This is a genomic window from Ancylobacter polymorphus (assembly GCF_030813495.1).
GTDB classification, from domain to species: domain Bacteria; phylum Pseudomonadota; class Alphaproteobacteria; order Rhizobiales; family Xanthobacteraceae; genus Ancylobacter; species Ancylobacter polymorphus.
This window is the reverse complement of the sequence record NZ_JAUSUI010000001.1, coordinates 1-17,259: the sequence shown is the minus strand read 5'-3', so window position 1 is coordinate 17,259 and position 17,259 is coordinate 1. Positions and strand designations below refer to the sequence as shown.

The 17,259-nt window shown below is 64.2% G+C and carries 30 protein-coding genes; all 30 read right to left on the bottom strand.

Annotated elements, in window-relative coordinates; translation table 11 throughout:
- Positions 1-7: 7 nt before the first annotated feature.
- Entirely contained in the window at positions 8-1,327 is a 1,320-nt protein-coding gene (locus tag J2S75_RS00150) for a replication-associated recombination protein A (protein WP_307017053.1), read from the bottom strand.
- A gap of 7 nt (positions 1,328-1,334) precedes the next feature.
- Positions 1,335-2,762 carry a DegQ family serine endoprotease gene (locus tag J2S75_RS00145; protein ID WP_307017051.1) on the bottom strand — a complete coding sequence of 476 codons (1,428 nt, stop codon included), beginning with the start codon at positions 2,760-2,762 and terminating at the stop codon, positions 1,335-1,337.
- A 129-nt stretch (positions 2,763-2,891) separates the two neighbouring features.
- Complete coding sequence (gene rplQ, locus J2S75_RS00140; RefSeq protein WP_244376902.1) at positions 2,892-3,320, bottom strand: 50S ribosomal protein L17; 429 nt, start codon at positions 3,318-3,320, stop codon at positions 2,892-2,894.
- Between the two features lie 72 nt (positions 3,321-3,392).
- Positions 3,393-4,409: a DNA-directed RNA polymerase subunit alpha gene (locus J2S75_RS00135; protein ID WP_307017049.1), complete on the bottom strand. Its 1,017-nt coding sequence runs from the start codon at positions 4,407-4,409 to the stop codon at positions 3,393-3,395.
- A gap of 123 nt (positions 4,410-4,532) precedes the next feature.
- On the bottom strand, positions 4,533-4,922 hold the full coding sequence (gene rpsK, locus J2S75_RS00130; RefSeq protein ID WP_018390623.1) for a 30S ribosomal protein S11: 390 nt from the start codon (positions 4,920-4,922) through the stop codon (positions 4,533-4,535).
- A 117-nt stretch (positions 4,923-5,039) separates the two neighbouring features.
- Positions 5,040-5,408, bottom strand: a complete 369-nt coding sequence (rpsM, locus tag J2S75_RS00125) for a 30S ribosomal protein S13 (protein ID WP_307017047.1) — start codon at positions 5,406-5,408, stop codon at positions 5,040-5,042.
- 187 nt (positions 5,409-5,595) lie between these two features.
- Positions 5,596-6,180 (bottom strand): adenylate kinase, encoded by a 585-nt coding sequence (locus tag J2S75_RS00120; RefSeq protein ID WP_307017044.1) that lies wholly within the window; start codon positions 6,178-6,180, stop codon positions 5,596-5,598.
- Positions 6,177-7,508, bottom strand: a complete 1,332-nt coding sequence (gene secY, locus J2S75_RS00115) for a preprotein translocase subunit SecY (RefSeq protein WP_244376906.1) — start codon at positions 7,506-7,508, stop codon at positions 6,177-6,179. Before secY ends, J2S75_RS00120 begins: the two co-directional genes overlap by 4 nt.
- Before the next feature lie 55 nt (positions 7,509-7,563).
- Positions 7,564-8,055, bottom strand: coding sequence for a 50S ribosomal protein L15 (rplO, locus tag J2S75_RS00110; RefSeq protein ID WP_307017041.1), 492 nt, complete (start codon positions 8,053-8,055; stop codon positions 7,564-7,566).
- Positions 8,056-8,076: 21 nt separating this feature from the next.
- A complete protein-coding gene (rpmD, locus tag J2S75_RS00105; RefSeq protein WP_018390618.1) occupies positions 8,077-8,268 on the bottom strand; it encodes a 50S ribosomal protein L30 in 192 nt (63 codons plus the stop codon).
- Between the two features lie 25 nt (positions 8,269-8,293).
- Positions 8,294-8,845, bottom strand: a complete 552-nt coding sequence (rpsE, locus tag J2S75_RS00100) for a 30S ribosomal protein S5 (RefSeq protein ID WP_013166279.1) — start codon at positions 8,843-8,845, stop codon at positions 8,294-8,296.
- Positions 8,846-8,885: 40 nt separating this feature from the next.
- Positions 8,886-9,248, bottom strand: a complete 363-nt coding sequence (rplR, locus tag J2S75_RS00095) for a 50S ribosomal protein L18 (RefSeq protein WP_244376908.1) — start codon at positions 9,246-9,248, stop codon at positions 8,886-8,888.
- 12 nt (positions 9,249-9,260) lie between these two features.
- Positions 9,261-9,794, bottom strand: coding sequence for a 50S ribosomal protein L6 (gene rplF / locus J2S75_RS00090; RefSeq protein WP_244376909.1), 534 nt, complete (start codon positions 9,792-9,794; stop codon positions 9,261-9,263).
- Positions 9,795-9,814: 20 nt separating this feature from the next.
- Positions 9,815-10,213, bottom strand: a complete 399-nt coding sequence (rpsH, locus tag J2S75_RS00085; protein ID WP_244376910.1) for a 30S ribosomal protein S8 — start codon at positions 10,211-10,213, stop codon at positions 9,815-9,817.
- A gap of 13 nt (positions 10,214-10,226) precedes the next feature.
- Positions 10,227-10,532, bottom strand: coding sequence for a 30S ribosomal protein S14 (gene rpsN / locus J2S75_RS00080; protein WP_244376911.1), 306 nt, complete (start codon positions 10,530-10,532; stop codon positions 10,227-10,229).
- A gap of 58 nt (positions 10,533-10,590) precedes the next feature.
- The gene (gene rplE / locus J2S75_RS00075; RefSeq protein WP_279613749.1) at positions 10,591-11,148 is read right to left on the bottom strand and encodes a 50S ribosomal protein L5; all 558 of its coding nucleotides are present in this window, start codon (positions 11,146-11,148) and stop codon (positions 10,591-10,593) included.
- Positions 11,141-11,458 carry a 50S ribosomal protein L24 gene (rplX, locus tag J2S75_RS00070; protein ID WP_244376912.1) on the bottom strand — a complete coding sequence of 106 codons (318 nt, stop codon included), beginning with the start codon at positions 11,456-11,458 and terminating at the stop codon, positions 11,141-11,143. Before rplX ends, rplE begins: the two co-directional genes overlap by 8 nt.
- Positions 11,458-11,826, bottom strand: coding sequence for a 50S ribosomal protein L14 (gene rplN / locus J2S75_RS00065; RefSeq protein WP_018390610.1), 369 nt, complete (start codon positions 11,824-11,826; stop codon positions 11,458-11,460). Before rplN ends, rplX begins: the two co-directional genes overlap by 1 nt.
- A gap of 73 nt (positions 11,827-11,899) precedes the next feature.
- The gene (gene rpsQ, locus J2S75_RS00060) at positions 11,900-12,148 is read right to left on the bottom strand and encodes a 30S ribosomal protein S17 (RefSeq protein WP_244376913.1); all 249 of its coding nucleotides are present in this window, start codon (positions 12,146-12,148) and stop codon (positions 11,900-11,902) included.
- 10 nt (positions 12,149-12,158) lie between these two features.
- The gene (gene rpmC, locus J2S75_RS00055; protein WP_244376914.1) at positions 12,159-12,368 is read right to left on the bottom strand and encodes a 50S ribosomal protein L29; all 210 of its coding nucleotides are present in this window, start codon (positions 12,366-12,368) and stop codon (positions 12,159-12,161) included.
- Between the two features lie 11 nt (positions 12,369-12,379).
- Positions 12,380-12,793, bottom strand: coding sequence for a 50S ribosomal protein L16 (rplP, locus tag J2S75_RS00050; RefSeq protein ID WP_244376915.1), 414 nt, complete (start codon positions 12,791-12,793; stop codon positions 12,380-12,382).
- Between the two features lie 30 nt (positions 12,794-12,823).
- A complete protein-coding gene (gene rpsC / locus J2S75_RS00045) occupies positions 12,824-13,531 on the bottom strand; it encodes a 30S ribosomal protein S3 (protein ID WP_244376916.1) in 708 nt (235 codons plus the stop codon).
- Positions 13,531-13,911, bottom strand: coding sequence for a 50S ribosomal protein L22 (gene rplV, locus J2S75_RS00040; RefSeq protein WP_018390605.1), 381 nt, complete (start codon positions 13,909-13,911; stop codon positions 13,531-13,533). Before rplV ends, rpsC begins: the two co-directional genes overlap by 1 nt.
- Before the next feature lie 10 nt (positions 13,912-13,921).
- Positions 13,922-14,200 (bottom strand): 30S ribosomal protein S19, encoded by a 279-nt coding sequence (gene rpsS / locus J2S75_RS00035; RefSeq protein WP_131835104.1) that lies wholly within the window; start codon positions 14,198-14,200, stop codon positions 13,922-13,924.
- A gap of 17 nt (positions 14,201-14,217) precedes the next feature.
- Positions 14,218-15,051, bottom strand: a complete 834-nt coding sequence (gene rplB, locus J2S75_RS00030) for a 50S ribosomal protein L2 (protein ID WP_244376917.1) — start codon at positions 15,049-15,051, stop codon at positions 14,218-14,220.
- 23 nt (positions 15,052-15,074) lie between these two features.
- Positions 15,075-15,371 (bottom strand): 50S ribosomal protein L23, encoded by a 297-nt coding sequence (locus J2S75_RS00025; protein ID WP_244376918.1) that lies wholly within the window; start codon positions 15,369-15,371, stop codon positions 15,075-15,077.
- Positions 15,368-15,988 carry a 50S ribosomal protein L4 gene (gene rplD, locus J2S75_RS00020; protein WP_244376919.1) on the bottom strand — a complete coding sequence of 207 codons (621 nt, stop codon included), beginning with the start codon at positions 15,986-15,988 and terminating at the stop codon, positions 15,368-15,370. Before rplD ends, J2S75_RS00025 begins: the two co-directional genes overlap by 4 nt.
- The gene (gene rplC, locus J2S75_RS00015) at positions 15,988-16,737 is read right to left on the bottom strand and encodes a 50S ribosomal protein L3 (protein ID WP_307017035.1); all 750 of its coding nucleotides are present in this window, start codon (positions 16,735-16,737) and stop codon (positions 15,988-15,990) included. The genes rplD and rplC overlap by 1 nt, the downstream gene beginning before the upstream one ends.
- A gap of 22 nt (positions 16,738-16,759) precedes the next feature.
- A complete protein-coding gene (rpsJ, locus tag J2S75_RS00010; protein WP_013166261.1) occupies positions 16,760-17,068 on the bottom strand; it encodes a 30S ribosomal protein S10 in 309 nt (102 codons plus the stop codon).
- A gap of 97 nt (positions 17,069-17,165) precedes the next feature.
- Positions 17,166-17,259: EF-Tu C-terminal domain-related protein (locus J2S75_RS00005; RefSeq protein ID WP_131837545.1), on the bottom strand; the 94-nt coding region annotated here is incomplete at its 5' end.

The window sequence follows — 17,259 nt, the reverse complement described above, 5'->3', positions numbered from 1 at the left end:
CTTCTCTCTAGCCTCCGCCCTGCCGCTCCAGGCGCAGCCGCGCCCAGTACTCCAGGCGCTTCTTCACCTCGCGCTCGAAGCCGCGTTCGTTCGGCGCGTAGAAATCTGTACGTGCATCGCCGGCCAGCTCTTCGGGAAAGAACGACTGCCCGGCGAACGCATCGGGATAATCGTGATCGTACTGGTAGCCGGCGTGGTAGCCGAGGTCCTTCATCAGCTTGGTCGGGGCATTGAGGATGTGCTTAGGCGGCGCCAACGAACCGGTCTTCTGCGCCAAGGCGAGCGCGGCGTTGAAGGCGGAATAGGCGGCATTGGATTTCGGCGCCGTCGCGACATAGGCGATGGCCTGGGCGAGGAACAGCCGCCCCTCCGGCCAGCCCACACGCTCGAAGGCCGTCCAGGCCGCCACCACCTGCGGCATGGCCTGCGGGTCGGCCATGCCCACATCCTCCGATGCCGCGCAGCACAGCCGACGGAACACGGTGCCGGGGTCCTCGCCGCCTGTCAGCATCCGCGCGGCCCAGTACATGGCACCGTTCACATCTGAACCGCGCAGGCTCTTATGAAAGCAGCTGAGCAGGTTGTAATGCTCGTCCTGCCCCTTGTCATATATCGGTGCCCGCTTCTGCATCGTCGCGGCGAGCGCTTTCACGTTGAGGTCCGGCCCCTCCGGCAGGGAGAGCAGTTCCTCGGCGAGGCCGAGAAGATAGCGCCCATCACCATCGGCCATGCCGGCCAGCGCCGCGCGAGCCTCCGCATCCAACGGCAGACGGCGACCCTCCAGACTCTCCGCCCGCTGCAACAGACGTTCGATCGCCGCAGCATCGAGCGCCTTGAACACCAAGACCCGCGCCCGAGAGAGGAGCGCCGCGTTCAGCTCGAAGGACGGGTTCTCCGTCGTGGCGCCGATCAGCGTGATCGTGCCGTCTTCCATCACGGGCAGGAAGCCGTCCTGCTGGGCGCGGTTGAAGCGGTGGATTTCGTCGACGAAGAGCAATGTGCCCTGCCCGATCGCCCGCCGTCCCCGCGCCGCCTCGAACACCTTCTTGAGCTCGGCGACGCCGGTGAAGATGGCGGACACCTGCTCGAAATGCAGGTCGGTTTCCCGCGCCAGCAGCCGCGCCACCGTCGTCTTGCCGGTGCCCGGCGGGCCCCAGAAGATGAGCGAGCCGAGCGAGTGGTTGGCGATCATCCGGGTGAGCGCTCCGCCCTCCCCGGTCAGATGCTCCTGCCCGACGACTTCGCCGAGTTTCTGCGGCCGCAATCGATCCGCCAGCGGCCGCGGAGCGGCGCTTTCGAGTCCGGCGGAAGCGAAAAGATCGACCAAGATCGCCTCAACCCGGCAGCAGGGCGGAAATGACCCGCCCGCCGCGCTGGAGGGTCACGCGCCACGCGCGAACCGGCGTGCGGGTGACGCGCTGCAAATCGGCCGTCGTCGTGATGGCAGTACCGTTGATGTCCATGATGACATCGCCGACGCGGAAACTGGTTCGCTCGGCCGGCGATCCCTCTTCGACCCCCACGATGACGACGCCCCTGGTGGCGTCCAACGTCCGCATTTCCTCGATCACCGCCGGCGAGACATTGACGACCGTCGCTCCTGCGAGCGGCGAGCGGCCTGTGAGCGTGATCTCGTCGCGCGGCACCGTCTCCGGTGCGGTTTCCAGCGCCACTTTCAGCGTCGCCGGCTTACCTTGGCGAACAATGCCAAGATCAACCGATCCGCCAAGCGGGCGGGTGGCGAACCGGAAGCCGAAGGCGTCGGGATCGTCGACCTCCTGACCTGCAACGGCAACGATAAGATCGCCCGCCCGCAGACCCGCCTTCTCCGCCGGACTGCCGGGAAAAATGCTCTGCACCAGCGCGCCCGTGGGCCGTGACACGTCGAGCCCTTCGGCGATGTCGGGCGTGACCTGCTGCAGATCCGCTCCCAGCCACGGCCGGCGCACCACCTTGCTACCCGAAAGCGCCGATTGCAGCACGACCCGCACCATGTCGGCGGGAATGGCGAAACCGATGCCCTGCGACCCGCCCGAACGCGAGAAGATCGCCGTATTAATGCCGACCACACGGCCTGCGCCGTCAACAAGCGCGCCGCCGGAGTTGCCCGGATTGATCGCCGCATCGGTTTGAATGAAGAAGCCGTAATCGGTGATACCGCGCTGCGTGCGGGCGAGCGCGGAGACGATGCCCTGCGTCACCGTCTGCCCCACCCCGAACGGATTGCCGATCGCGAGCACGATGTCGCCCACCTGAAGATCGTCCGAGGAGCCTAGCGTCGCCGACGGAAAGTCGCCCTTGCCACCCTTGATCCGCAGAATGGCGATATCGGTGCGCGCATCGCGCAGCACGACTTCGGCGTCGAACTCGCGCTTGTCCGAAAGCGCGATACGGATTTCGTCGGCGCCGTCGATGACATGGTTGTTGGTGACGACAATTCCCGACCGATCCACGAGGACGCCGGAGCCGAGCGACTGCTCAACACGCTCGCGGCGCCGGTCGAAGCCCGGCACGTCCGGCGAACCCCGATCGCCGAAGAATCGGCGGAAGAAGGGGTCGTCGAGCAGCGGGTTGTTCCGCGGCGCGGTCTTCTGCGCATAGACATTGACGATAGCAGGCGCGGTGCGCGCCACCACGGGCGCAAAGCTCAGGCCAATCTCCGCGCGGGACGCCGGCACGCGCGGACCGCCGCCGGCTGGCGCCTGCGCCAAGACGGGGGTGACGAGGAGAGTGGAAGCGACGAGGAGAGCGATCCGTTTCATGGCGCCAGATATAACCCTCGCCCTGCGGCGGAGAAAGGGCAGCGGCCCCTCCGCTGACGACGCGCGCCACCAAAAAGAAAAGGGGCGGTCAAGCCGCCCCTTTCCGCATTCAATGTCGACGCTTCACGCTCACGCAGCAGCGGCTTCCGCAGCCTTGGCCGCCTCGTGGCGGGCCAGGTCGGCGGCACCCTTGGCCGACTCGTCGCGATCGACCAGCTCGATCACAGCGATGGCCGCCGAATCACCATGACGGAAGCCCGCCTTGATGATGCGGGTGTAGCCACCATTGCGCTCCTTGTAGCGCGGGCCGATCACGTCGAACAGCTTGCGCACGACGGCGACATCGCGCACTTCGGCGATCGCCTGGCGACGGGCGTGCAGGCCGCCCCGCTTACCGAGGGTGATCAGCTTCTCCACCACCGGGCGAAGATCCTTGGCCTTCGGCAGAGTGGTGACGATCTGCTCATGGGTGATGAGCGCCTGCGCCATATTGGCAAACATCGCCTTGCGGTGCTCGGCGGTGCGGTTGAACTTGCGATACGTCTTGCCGTGGTTCATGGCAAAATTCCTACATGCGGCGGCTTTCGAGCCGGGAGATACGGATGACGGCTCGAACGCCGCGCTCAATGCTCAATAATGATCTTCGAACCGCTTGGCGAGATCCTCGATGTTCTCCGGCGGCCAGCCCGGCACTTCCATGCCGAGATGCAGGCCCATGCTGGCGAGCACTTCCTTGATCTCGTTCAGCGACTTGCGGCCGAAGTTCGGGGTACGGAGCATCTCCGCCTCGGTCTTCTGGATCAGGTCGCCGATATAGACGATGTTGTCGTTCTTCAGGCAGTTCGCCGAACGCACCGAGAGCTCCAGCTCGTCCACCTTCTTGAGCAGCGCCGGGTTGAAGGGAAGCTCCTGCATGACAGGGCTTTCCGTCTCGCGCTTGGGCTCTTCGAAGTTGACGAAGATTTCCAGCTGGTCCTGCAGGATGCGCGCGGCATAGGCGAGCGCGTCCTCCGGACCGACCGAACCGTTGGTCTCGATGGTGAGGGTCAGCTTGTCATAGTCGAGAATCTGGCCCTCGCGGGTGTTCTCTACCTTGTAGGAGACCTTCTTGACCGGCGAATAGAGGCTATCGACGGGGATGAGCCCGATCGGCGCGTCTTCGGGACGGTTACGGTCAGCCGCCACATAACCCTTGCCGGTGTCGACGGTGAATTCCATGCGGATTTCGGCACCGTCGTCGAGCGTGCACAGCACGAGCTCGGGATTCAGCACCTGCACGTCACCAACGGTCTGGATGTCGCCAGCGGTAACGACGCCCGGACCCTGCTTCTTCACGACCATGCGCTTGGGGCCATCGCCCGCCATCTTGATGGCGATGTCCTTGATGTTCAGGACAATGTCCGTCACATCCTCGCGCACGCCCGGGATCGACGAGAACTCGTGCAGCACCCCATCAATATGCACGGACGTCACCGCAGCGCCCTGGAGCGACGACAGCAGGATGCGGCGCAGCGCATTGCCGAGCGTCTGCCCGAAGCCGCGCTCAAGCGGCTCGGCGACAACGGTCGCCAGGCGCTTCGGGTCGCTGCCGAGCGAGACTTCAAGCTTCTCGGGCTTGATCAGCTCTTGCCAGTTCTTTTGAATCACGACGTCACCCTTGGTTTCGACGGTGCCCCGGACTCCCTGCCCGGCAACGTCCCCTCGGCGGCGAAGGGAAGGCCCGAAGCAGCGGCCCCTGCGGCGCCCGAGGCGCCGCTGGATGATTAGGCGTCAGACGCGCCGACGCTTGCGCGGACGGCAGCCATTGTGCGGGATCGGCGTCACGTCGCGGATCGACGTCACGGTGAAACCCGCCGCCTGGAAAGCCCGCAGCGCCGACTCACGCCCCGAACCGGGACCGGAAACTTCGACCTCGATGGTGCGCATGCCGTGATCGGCCGCCTTGCGGGCGCAATCCTCGGCCGCAACCTGCGCCGCATACGGCGTGGACTTACGCGACCCCTTGAAGCCCATGGCGCCCGCCGAGGACCAGGCAATGGTGTTGCCCTGCGCGTCGGTGATGGTGATCATGGTGTTGTTGAACGACGCATTCACATGCGCAACGCCGGAGGCAATGTTCTTGCGCTCACGGCGCTTAATGCGGGCAGCTTCTTTAGCCATAGACCTTGGATCCTTCGGGCGCGCCCGTCATTCCAGGCGCTCGGGACATTAGTAAGAACGAAATGCGCCGGCCGCACGCGGCGCCGGCGCGGAACAGCGGGCTCGCGCCCGCTCCCCTCACTTCTTCTTGCCGGCGATCGCCTTGGCCGGACCCTTGCGGGTGCGGGCATTGGTGTGGGTCCGCTGACCACGCACCGGCAGACCACGCCGATGACGCAGGCCGCGATAGCAGCCAAGGTCCATCAGACGCTTGATGTTCATCGACACTTCGCGGCGCAGATCGCCCTCGACGAGATAATCGCGATCGATCGTCTCGCGGATCTGCAGCACTTCCTGGTCGGTGAGCTGATTCACGCGACGCTCAAGGGGAATACCGACCTTCTCGACGATATCGGCAGCATTCTTGGCACCGATGCCGTGAATGTACTGAAGCGCAATGATGACGCGCTTGTTGGTCGGGATGTTAACGCCTGCAATACGAGCCACGTCGCTCTCTCCATGTGGACCGGCGAACCGGTGATGAGAATGCTCCGCACCGGTGGAGGCCGGCCCTTGCGGAGATACGCGCGAGGCCGCCCGACATCCGCGACGTGATGTCGATCGGCGGCACCCGCTTGAGTGAAGCGCGGCACATAGAGCGATTCTGCCCTAGTGTCAAGCCACGCCAGAGACCTCACGCCAGTTCGAGGACGTCGGCAATCGCCTTGGTGACCTCATCAATCGGCTTCATCCCGTCGATGGTCGCCAGCATGCCGCGCTCCGCATAGTAGGGAGCGACGACCGCGGTATCGCGGTTGAAGGCCTCAAGCCGGGTCTTGAAGACCTCCGGATCGTCGTCCTTACGAACCGGCTCACCGCGCGCTGCCGTTTCCTTGGCGCGCTGGACGATCCGGTCGACAAGCTTGCTCTGGTCGACCTTCAGCTCAATCACCGCGTCGAGCTTCAAGCCCTTCTCCGCCAGAATGCGGTCGAGAGCCTCCGCCTGTGCGACAGTGCGCGGAAAGCCGTCGAGGATGAATCCCTTGGCGCAATCCGCCTGATCGATTCGATCAGAGATGATGCCGATGACGATCTCGTCCGAGACCAGGTTGCCGGCATCCATCACGGCCTTGGCCTTGAGGCCAATCGGCGTCTCGTTACGGACCGCCTCGCGCAGCATGTCGCCGGTCGAAAGCTGCACGATCCCGTGCCGCGCCACCAGCCGCTGCGCTTGCGTGCCCTTCCCCGCGCCCGGAGGTCCGAGCAGTATAAGCCTCATCGGCGCTTCCCCCTGAGCTTGGCCTTCTTGACCAGCCCCTCATATTGATGCGCCAGCAAATGACCCTGAACCTGCGCCACCGTATCCATGGTCACGCTGACCACGATCAGCAGCGAGGTTCCGCCGAAGTAGAACGGGACCGCGGCATAGGAGATGAGAATCTCCGGGAAGAGGCACACAATCGCAAGGTAAGCCGCACCGATGACCGTGATGCGAGTCAGCACATAGTCGATATACTCGGCAGTCCGCTCGCCCGGGCGGATGCCCGGAATGAAGCCGCCATGCTTCTTCAGATTGTCCGCGGTCTCGGTCGGGTTGAACACGATGGCGGTGTAGAAGAAGCAGAAGAACACGATCAGCAGCACATAGAGCAGCATGAACAGCGGCTGCCCGTGTCCGATCAGCGTCGTCACCGTCGTCAACCACGCCGGTCCCGAGTTCTGCATGAAGCTCGCGACAGTGGTCGGAATCAGCAGCAGCGACGAGGCGAAAATCGGCGGAATCACGCCCGAGGTGTTCAGCTTCAGCGGCAGGTGCGAGGACTGGCCCTCATACACCTTATTGCCGACCTGCCGCTTGGGATACTGGATCAGCAGCCGGCGCTGCGCCCGCTCCATGAACACGATGAACATGATGATGCCGACGGCCATCAGGATCACCGCGAGGATGATGCCGGTGGACAGCGCGCCCTGGCGACCCAGTTCGAGCGTGTTGGCGATCGCGGAGGGCAACTCCGCCACGATACCGGCGAAGATGATCAGCGATATGCCGTTGCCAATGCCGCGCGAGGTGATCTGCTCGCCGAGCCACATCAGGAACATGGTGCCGCCGGTGAGCGTGATCACCGTCGAGATGCGGAAGAACCAGCCAGGATCCGAAACCACGGCGCCGGAACCTTCCAAACCCACAGCGATGCCGTAGGACTGGAACACGGCCAGCACGACCGTGAGGTAGCGGGTGTACTGGTTGATCTGCTTGCGGCCGGACTCGCCCTCCTTCTTCAGCGCTTCCAGCGTCGGCGAGACGGTGGTCAGGAGCTGAATGATGATGGAGGCGGAGATGTACGGCATGATGTTCAGGGCGAAAATCGCCATGCGCGAGACCGCGCCGCCCGAGAACATGTTGAAGAGGCCGATGATGCCCTGCTGCGCCGTACGGAACACGTCGGCGAGCGCGTCGGGATTGATCCCCGGCATCGGAATGTAGGTGCCCAGCCGATAAACGAGAAGCGCACCCAGAGTGAACCAGATGCGCTTCTTCAGTTCGTCGGCTTTTGCCAGAGCACCGAAGTTGAGGTTTGCCGCGAGCTGTTCTGCTGCCGAGGCCATGGTGGCTCCGCTCCTCGTCTGTGCCCTGTAAGTTTAGTACGGCCTGACTTAAGCGTCAGGCCGCCGTCTCGCCAGCCTCGGCCTTGGACGCGAGCAGCGTCACCTGGCCGCCGGCCTTCTCGATCGCTTCAACCGCAGACTTGGTGGCGTGGGCAACTTCCAGCGTGACCTTAGCGGTCAGTTCGCCGGAACCCAGCACGCGCACGCCGTCCTTGGCGCGGCGCAGAACGCCGGCCTCGACCAGCGACGCCTGAGTGATGGTCGCCGTGCCGTCGAGCTTGCCGGCGTCGATCGCGGTCTGGATGCGGCCGAGAGAGACCTCGTTCCAGTCCAGCGCGAAGATGTTCGTGAAGCCGCGCTTGGGCAGACGACGATGGATCGGCATCTGGCCGCCCTCGAAGCCCTTGATCGCGACGCCGGTGCGCGAGGTCTGACCCTTCACGCCGCGACCCGCGGTCTTGCCCTTGCCCGAACCGATGCCGCGGCCGACGCGCATGCGCTTCTTGCGCGCGCCGGAATTGTCCTTGATCTCGTTAAGGCTGCTCATCGCCAGTCTCCTACAGCGCCGTCACGCTTCGACGACGCGGACGAGGTGGCGGACCTTGTAGATCATGCCACGCACGGCCGGGGTGTCTTCAAGCGTCGAGCGACGCCCGAGCTTGTTGAGGCCGAGACCGATCAGCGTCGCGCGCTGAGCCTCGGGGCGGCGGATCGGGCTGCCGGTCTGTTCGACCGTGACCGTATTGGTGCTGTTCGCCATGATTAGCTTCCCTACCTCTCAGGCGTCAGTCGGTCGCTTCGGCGTCGTCAACACGACGGCGCGACTGAAGCTGCGAAACCTTGAGGCTGCGACGCGCCGCAACGAGACGCGGGCTGTCCTGATTCTTCAGGGCCTCGAAGGTCGCACGGACCATGTTGTACGGGTTGGACGAGCCGAACGACTTCGCCACCACGTCCTGCATGCCAAGCGTCTCGAACACCGCGCGCATCGGGCCGCCGGCGATGATACCGGTACCGGCCGGAGCCGCACGCAGGATCACCTTGCCGGCGCCGTGATGGCCATGCACGTCATGATGAAGCGTGCGGCCTTCGCGCAGCGGCACGCGGATCAGCGCGCGCTTGGCAGCTTCCGTCGCCTTGCGGATCGCTTCCGGCACTTCACGGGCCTTGCCGTGACCGAAACCGACGCGACCCTTCTGGTCGCCGACGACCACAAGAGCGGCAAAGCCGAAACGACGGCCACCCTTCACAACCTTCGCGACACGGTTGATGTGGACCAGCTTGTCCACGAACGTGTTGTCGCGATCCTCGCGTTCACGCTCACGTTCACGAGCCATGATCATATCCTTCGTTCTGCGGGGGATCCCGCTCGTGATCTCAGAAGTTGAGACCGCCCTCGCGGGCGGACTCGGCGAGCGCCTTGACGCGGCCGTGATAGATGAAGGCGCCGCGGTCGAAGACCACGTCCTTCACACCGGCTGCGACGGCGCGTTCCGCCACGAGCTTGCCGATCGCCTGGGCCGCCGCGATATCCGCGCCGGTCTTGAGGCTTTCCCGCAGGGTCTTCTCGAGCGTGGAGGCGGACGCAAGCGTCACGCCACGCGCATCGTCAATGATCTGCGCATAGATGTGCTTCGACGAGCGATGCACCGAGAGGCGCGGCCGCCCGTTCGCCGTCGTGCGGAGAGCACGACGGACACGCGCCTTGCGGCGCTCGGTAGCGTCCTTGTACTGTGCCATGGTTCGGGTCCGTTACTTCTTCTTGCCTTCCTTGCGGAAGATGAACTCACCCGCGTACTTCACGCCCTTGCCCTTATAGGGCTCGGGACCGCGATAGTCGCGAATCTCGGCAGCGACCTGACCGACCTGCTGACGGTCGATGCCGCTGATGACGATCTCGGTCGGCTTCGGCGTCACGATCTGGATCCCTTCCGGGATCGGATAGTTGACGTCATGGCTGAAGCCGAGCGCCAGGCTCAGGCTCTTGCCCTGGACGGCCGCACGATAACCGACGCCGCTGATCTCGAGCTTCTTCTCGAAGCCCTTGGTCACGCCTTCGACCAGATTGGCCACCAGCGTGCGGGACAGACCCCACATCGCCTTATGGCGGTTGGTCTCGCCGTTGAGGGCGAACAGGATGGCCCCGTCCTCCATCTTGACCGAGATCTCGTCGACGACGGTGGTCTCCAGCGTCCCCTTGGGACCCTTGACCTTCACCGTCTGGCCATCGATCGACGCCGTGACGCCGGCCGGAATGGTGATGGGGGCTTTACCGATCTTGGACATGTGCTCTCTCTCCTCCCCGATCAGAAGACCGTGAAGAGGACCTCGCCGCCCACGTTCTTCTCGCGGGCTTCGTGGTCCGCCATCACGCCCTGCGGCGTGGAGACGACAGCGACGCCAAGGCCGTTGGCGACGCGGGGAAGGGTCTTGACGGAGGAATAAACCCGCCGACCCGGCTTGGAGACACGCGAAATCTCGCGGATCACCGGTTCGCCATCGAAGTACTTGAGTTCGATCTCGAACTCGGTACGGCCATTCACCGGCTCGGAAGCCGAATAGCCGCGGATGTAGCCCTCGGCCGCAAGAACCTCAAGCACGCTGGCGCGCAGACGCGAACCCGGCGTGGAGATCTTCTCCTTGCGGCGCATCTGCGCGTTGCGGATGCGGGTAATCAGATCGCCGATCGGATCAGTCGTGGACATGGATCGACCCTCCTCACCAGCTCGACTTGACGAGGCCAGGAATCTGGCCCTGAGAACCGAGCTCGCGCAGAGCGATACGGCTCATCTTCAGCTTGCGATAATAGGCGCGCGGGCGGCCGGTGACTTCGCAACGATTGCGAATGCGCACCTTCGCCGAATTGCGCGGCAGTTCCGCCAGCTTGAGAACCGCCGCGAAGCGCTCCTCGATCGGCAGTTCCTTGTTGCTCACCAGGGCCTTCAGACGCGAACGCCGGCCGGCATAGCTCTTCACGAGCTTGCGGCGGTGTTCGTTCTTTTCGACCGAGCTCTTCTTGGCCATATGATCTTGCTCCTAGTCTCCGCGTTTGGGGCTCCGCCCCACAGCCGGAAGGGGATGCTTACTGACGGAACGGGAAGTTGAAGGCCTTCAGAAGCGCGCGCGCCTCTTCGTCCGTCTTCGCCGTCGTGCAGACGATGATGTCCATGCCCCACATCTGATCAACCTTGTCGTAGTTGATCTCGGGGAACACGATATGCTCCTTGATGCCCATGGCATAGTTGCCACGACCGTCGAAGCTCTTCGGGTTCAGGCCACGGAAGTCGCGGACGCGCGGCAGGGCGATATTCACCAGGCGATCGACGAACTCGAACATGCGGGTCTTGCGAAGGGTGACCTTCGCGCCGACCGGCTGGTTCTCGCGCAGCTTGAAGTTCGAGATCGCCTTGCGGGCGCGGGTGACGACCGGCTTCTGGCCGGCGATCAGCGCGAGATCCGCGGCGGCGGTCTGCACCTTCTTGGTGTCGGCAGTGGCTTCACCGACGCCCATGTTGATGACGATCTTCTCGATCGTCGGCACTTCCATGGGGTTCTTGTAGCCGAACTGCTCGATCATCTTCTGGCGGACGACGGCCTCATAGAAGGCCTTCATCCGCGGGCTGTAGCTGGTCTCAGCCATCGATCTTCTCCCCCGAGCGCTTGGCGACGCGCACCTTGGTGCCGTCCGCCTGCACAAGGAAACCGACGCGAGTCGGCTTGCCATCCTTCGGATCGGCGAGCGCGATGTTCGACAGGTTGAGCGGGGCCTCCTTGGAGATGATCCCGCCTTCCTGGTTCGCGCTCTGCCGCTGGTGCCGCTTCACGAGGTTGACGCCGCGCACGCGCGCAGTGCCTTCCTTCGGCAGCACCTCGAAAACCTCGCCCGTGCGACCCTTGTCGCGGCCGGTGAGAACGACGACCTTGTCGCCCTTCTTGATCTTAGCGGCCATCAAAGCACCTCCGGCGCCAGCGAGATGATCTTCATGTGGTTCTTGGCGCGAAGCTCGCGCGGAACCGGCCCGAAGATGCGGGTGCCGACCGGCTCCTTGTTGTTGTTGATCAGCACGGCCGCATTGCGGTCGAAGCGGATCACCGAACCGTCCACGCGACGGATGTCCTTGGCGGTGCGAACCACAACCGCCTTCATCACGTCGCCCTTCTTCACGCGGCCGCGCGGGATAGCTTCCTTCACCGACACCACGATGATGTCACCGACATGGGCATACTTGCGCTTCGAACCGCCAAGCACCTTGATGCACATGACGCGACGCGCACCGGAATTGTCCGCCACGTCGAGATTGGTCTGCATCTGGATCATGACGCACCTATTTCTCGCAAAAACCGCGCGCAGCCGTCACCGGCGCGCGCCCCTCAATCCCGTTTCCGGGCGCTCAGACTTCAGCCCGCTTCTCGCCCTGGACCACGATCCAGTTCTTGAGCTTGGACAAGGGGCGGTGCTCCTCGATCCAGACGGTGTCGCCTTCCTTCCAAGCGTTCGCCTCATCATGGGCGTGGTACTTCTTGGAACGGCGGACGGTCTTCTTCAGCAGCGGATGGGTGAAACGGCGCTCGACCCGGACCACGACGGTCTTGTCCTGCTTGTCGCTCACCACGACGCCCTGCAGCAAACGCTTCGGCATCGCCCTCTCCTCACTTAGCCTTGGCCGCGGACGCGGCCTTCTGCGCCTGGATCGTCTTGACCCGCGCAATGTCGCGACGGATCTGACGCACCCGCGCCGTGTTTTCGAGCTGGCCGGTCGCCTTCTGGAAGCGCAGGTTGAACTGCTCCTTCTTGAGGCCCAGCAGCTGGTCCTGCAGCTCGTCGGCGGTCTTCGTCCGAATGTCGGAAGCCTTCGTCATCTGTTCCTCCGTCACTCAGCGATGCGCTCGACGAAACGCGTCTTGATCGGCAGCTTCGCAGCGGCCAGCCGAAGCGCCTCACGAGCGATATCCTGGCTCACGCCATCGATCTCGAACATGATGCGGCCGGGCTTGATCTTGGCGGCCCAATAGTCGGGCGCGCCCTTACCCTTCCCCATGCGGACTTCGGTCGGCTTCGAAGACACCGGCACGTCAGGGAAAACGCGAATCCACACCCGGCCCGCACGCTTCATGTGACGGGTGAGCGCGCGACGCGCGGCTTCGATCTGACGCGCGGTAACGCGTTCCGGCTCCATGGCCTTCAGCCCGAACTGGCCGAAATTGAGGTCAGTCCCGCCCTTCGCAACGCCGTGAATACGGCCTTTGAACTGCTTGCGGAACTTCGTGCGCTTTGGTTGCAGCATGTCGCGCCTCTTATTCCTTTATCAATCTGCTCACGCCGCGTCGCGACGCGACGGGCGACCACCCGAGGAATCACCTTCCGCCTGGCGCTTGTCCTGCGCCATCGGATCGTGCTCCAGGATCTCGCCCTTGAAGATCCAGACCTTGACACCGCAAGTGCCGTAGGTCGTGAAGGCGGTGGCCGTACCGTAATCCACGTCCGCGCGCAAGGTGTGAAGCGGCACACGCCCTTCACGATACCATTCGAGGCGCGCGATTTCCGCGCCGCCGAGGCGGCCGGAGCAGTTGATACGAATGCCTTCCGCGCCCAGACGCATCGCCGACTGGACCGCGCGCTTCATGGCGCGGCGGAATGCCACACGGCGCTCAAGCTGCTGGGCAATCGACTCGGCGACGAGGCGCGCGTCGATTTCCGGCTTCCGAATCTCGACGATGTTGATGAAGACCTCCGAGTTCGTCATCTCGGCGACCTTCTTGCGCAGCTTGTCGATGTCCGCGCCCTTCTTGCCGATCACGACGCCCGGACGAGCCGAGTGGATGGTGACGCGGCACTTCTTGTGCGGGCGTTCGATAACGATCTTGGAGACCGCGGCCTGCTTCAGAAGCTTCTGCAGCGCTTCACGGATCTTGATGTCCTCGTGAAGCAGCTGGCCGTACTCGCCCTTGCCCGCGAACCAGCGCGAGTCCCAGGTGCGGTTGATGCCGAGCCGGAGCCCGACCGGGTTGACCTTCTGACCCATCAGGCCTTCTCCTCGACTTCACGCACCACGATGGTGATATGCGAGAACGGCTTCTCGATCCGGCTCGCACGGCCACGGGCGCGGGCCGCGAAGCGCTTCATGACCAGGCCCTTGCCGACATGGGCCTCGGCGACGATCAGATCGTCGACATCGAGCTCATGATTGTTCTCGGCATTGGCAATGGCCGACTCCAGGCACTTCTTCACGTCGCCGGCAATCCGCTTGCGCGAGAACTGAAGGTCGGCCAGAGCGGTCGCGACCTTCTTGCCCCGGATGAGACCGGCGACGAGGTTGAGCTTCTGGGGGCTGACGCGAAGGTTACGCGCAACCGCCTTGGCTTCCGTATCCGCGAGCGTGCGCGGACGAGCTGCCTTTCCCATGACCCTGCCTCTACTTCCGCTTGGCTTTCTTGTCCGCCGCATGCCCGTAATAGGTACGGGTCGGGGCGAACTCGCCGAACTTGTGGCCCACCATGTCCTCGGAAACCGAAACCGGGACGTGCTTGTTGCCGTTATAGACGCCGAACGTGATCCCCACGAACTGCGGGAGGATGGTGGAACGGCGGCTCCAAATCTTGATGACGTCGTGACGACCCGACGTGCGCGCGGCATCCGCCTTCTTGAGGAGGTAGCCGTCGACGAACGGACCTTTCCAGACCGATCGAGACATAGTTCAGTTTCCCTCGCTCACTTCTTGCGGGCGTGCCGGCTGGACACGATGAACTTGGTGGTCGACTTGTTCTTCCGGGTCTTCTTGCCCTTGGTGGGGAAACCCCAGGGCGTGACCGGATGACGTCCACCCGAGGTGCGGCCTTCGCCGCCGCCATGCGGGTGATCGACCGGGTTCATGGTGACACCACGGTTGTGCGGACGACGGCCCAGCCAGCGCTTGCGGCCGGCCTTGCCGAGATTGGTGTTCATGTGGTCCGGGTTCGACACGGCGCCGACCGTACCCATGCACTCGCCATGGACCAGACGCTGCTCGCCCGAATTGAGGCGAACGATGACGTAGCCCTGATCGCGACCGACGATCTGCGCATAAGAGCCGGCGGAACGGGCGATCTGGCCGCCCTTGCCGATCTTCAGCTCGATATTGTGCACGATCGTGCCCACCGGCAGGTTGCCGAGAGGGGCCGCGTTGCCCGGCTTCACGTCGACGCTCTTGGAGGCAATCACCTGATCGCCGACCGCGAGGCGCTGCGGCGCCAGGATGTAGTTGAGCTCACCGTCCTCATACTTGATGAGGGCGATGAAGGCCGTGCGGTTGGGATCGTACTCGATCCGCTCCACCGTCGCCGCCACATCGCGCTTGGTGCGCTTGAAGTCGACGAGGCGATAGGCCTGCTTGTGCCCGCCGCCACGGAAGCGCACGGTCACCCGGCCGGTGTTGTTGCGGCCGCCCGCCTCCGACTTGCCCTCGGTCAGCGTCTTGACCGGCTTGCCCTTGTACAGGGCGGAGCGGTCGACGATGACCAGCTGGCGGAGGCTCGGCGTTACCGGCTTGAAGGTTTTGAGCGCCATGTCTCTGGTCCCTTAATTCCGGCTCACAGACCCGTCGTGATGTCGATGGAGTGCCCCTCGGCGAGGGTCACGACCGCCTTCTTCACGTCGCTCTGCACGCCCTTGCGGCCCTTGAAGAACTTCGTCTTCCCCTTGCGGACCAGCGTGTTGACGCTCTCGACCTTCACGTCGAAGAGCTTCTCGACCGCTTCCTTGATCTGCGGCTTGGTAGCCGTCAGAGCAACCTTGAAGACGACCTTGTTGTGCTCGGACGCCATCGTGGCCTTCTCGGTGATCACCGGGGACACGATCACGTCGTAGTGGCGCGGATCGAGACTCATTTGAAGCGCGCCTCCAGAGCGTCGACAGCCGCCTTCGTCAGCACCAGGGTCTGACGGCGCAGGATGTCGTAGACGTTGATGCCCTGGACGGGCAGCACGTCGAGATGGGTGACATTGCGCGAGGCGAGGCCAAAATTGGCATCAACCTCGGCGCCGGACACGACCAGGGCGCTCGACAGGCCGAGACCCGCCAGCCGCTCCTTGAGCAGCTTAGTCTTGGGCTCGGACAACACGGCGTCATCGAGGACGACGATCTGCTGATCCTTGGCCTTCGACGACAGCGCATGCCGCAGAGCGAGCGCACGCACCTTCTTCGGCAGGTCGCTCGCATGGCTGCGGGAGACCGGACCGAACGCCTTGGCGCCGCCACGGAACTGCGGCGCGGAAGCCGCACCGTGGCGAGCGCCGCCGGTGCCCTTCTGCTTGTACATCTTCCGCTTGGTGCGGTTGACGTCGGCACGCGACAGCGTCTGGTGCGTGCCGGCCTGGCGGCGCGACAGCTGCCACACCACGCAGCGGTGCAGAATGTCCTGGCGCGGCTCGAGACCGAAGATCTCGTCCGACAGGGTGACGGAGCCGGCCTCGGCCCCTTCGAGAGTCTTGACGGCGAGTTCCATCACACGTTCTCCTCGGCCGCAGCCTCGGTCGCGGGCGCAACGTCAGCCGCCGGCTCGCTCGACGCTTCCGCGCCCGGGAGACGGAACTTGCCCGGCTTCGGCGCGGCGTCGGGCAGCTTCTTCTTCACCGCGTCAGCGACGATGATCCAGCCACCCTTGTTGCCGGGAACCGCACCCTCGACCGCGATCAGGCCGCGCTCGACATCGGTGAGCACCACCTTGAGGTTCTGAGTCGTCACCGTCTCATGGCCCATGTGGCCCGGCATCTTCTTGTTCTTGAAGGTCTTGCCGGGGTCCTGGCGACCACCGGTCGAACCGATCGAACGATGCGAAACCGACACGCCGTGGGTGGCGCGAAGGCCACCGAAATTGTGGCGCTTCATACCACCGGCAAAGCCCTTGCCGATGGAGGTGCCCGTCACGTCGACGAACTGGCCGACCACAAAGTGATCAACCGTCAGTTCGGCGCCGACCGGAATGAGGTCGGTTTCCTCGACGCGGAATTCCGCCATCTTGCGCTTCGGCTCAACCTTCGCCACGGCGAAGTGGCCGCGCAGAGCGCGGGTGGTGTTCTGCGGCTTCGCCTGGCCGACGCCGAGCTGAACGGCCGTATAGCCGTTCTTCTCGAGCGTACGGTGGGCAACCACCTGGCAATTATCGACTTTCAGCACAGTGACCGGAACATGTTCACCTGCATCGTTAAAGATGCGGGTCATGCCGACCTTCTGGGCGATGACGCCTGACCGCATGGCCGTGTCCCTTCGCCTTCTCTCAGAGCTTGATCTCGACGTCGACACCCGCGGCGAGGTCGAGCTTCATCAGCGCGTCCACCGTCTGGGGGGTCGGGTCGACTATGTCCAGCAGACGCTTGTGCGTCCGCATCTCGAACTGCTCACGGGACTTCTTGTCCACGTGGGGAGAACGATTGACCGTGAACTTCTCGATCCGCGTCGGAAGCGGAATAGGCCCGCGAACCTGGGCGCCCGTGCGCTTGGCCGTCGAAACGATTTCGCGCGTCGAGGCATCCAGGATGCGGTGATCGAACGCCTTGAGGCGGATCCGAATATTTTGGCCGTTCATTGACTTCAGGCTCCCAGAGGGCTCGTCAGTCGGGCTCAGTAACGAGCTCCACGAAAAAGGGGCGCAGGCGTTCCCGCGCCCCTCGGGATTGTCGATGTCACTCGATGATGGAAGCGACGACGCCGGCGCCGACGGTGCGGCCGCCTTCGCGGATAGCGAAGCGCAGCTTCTCTTCCATCGCGATCGGAACG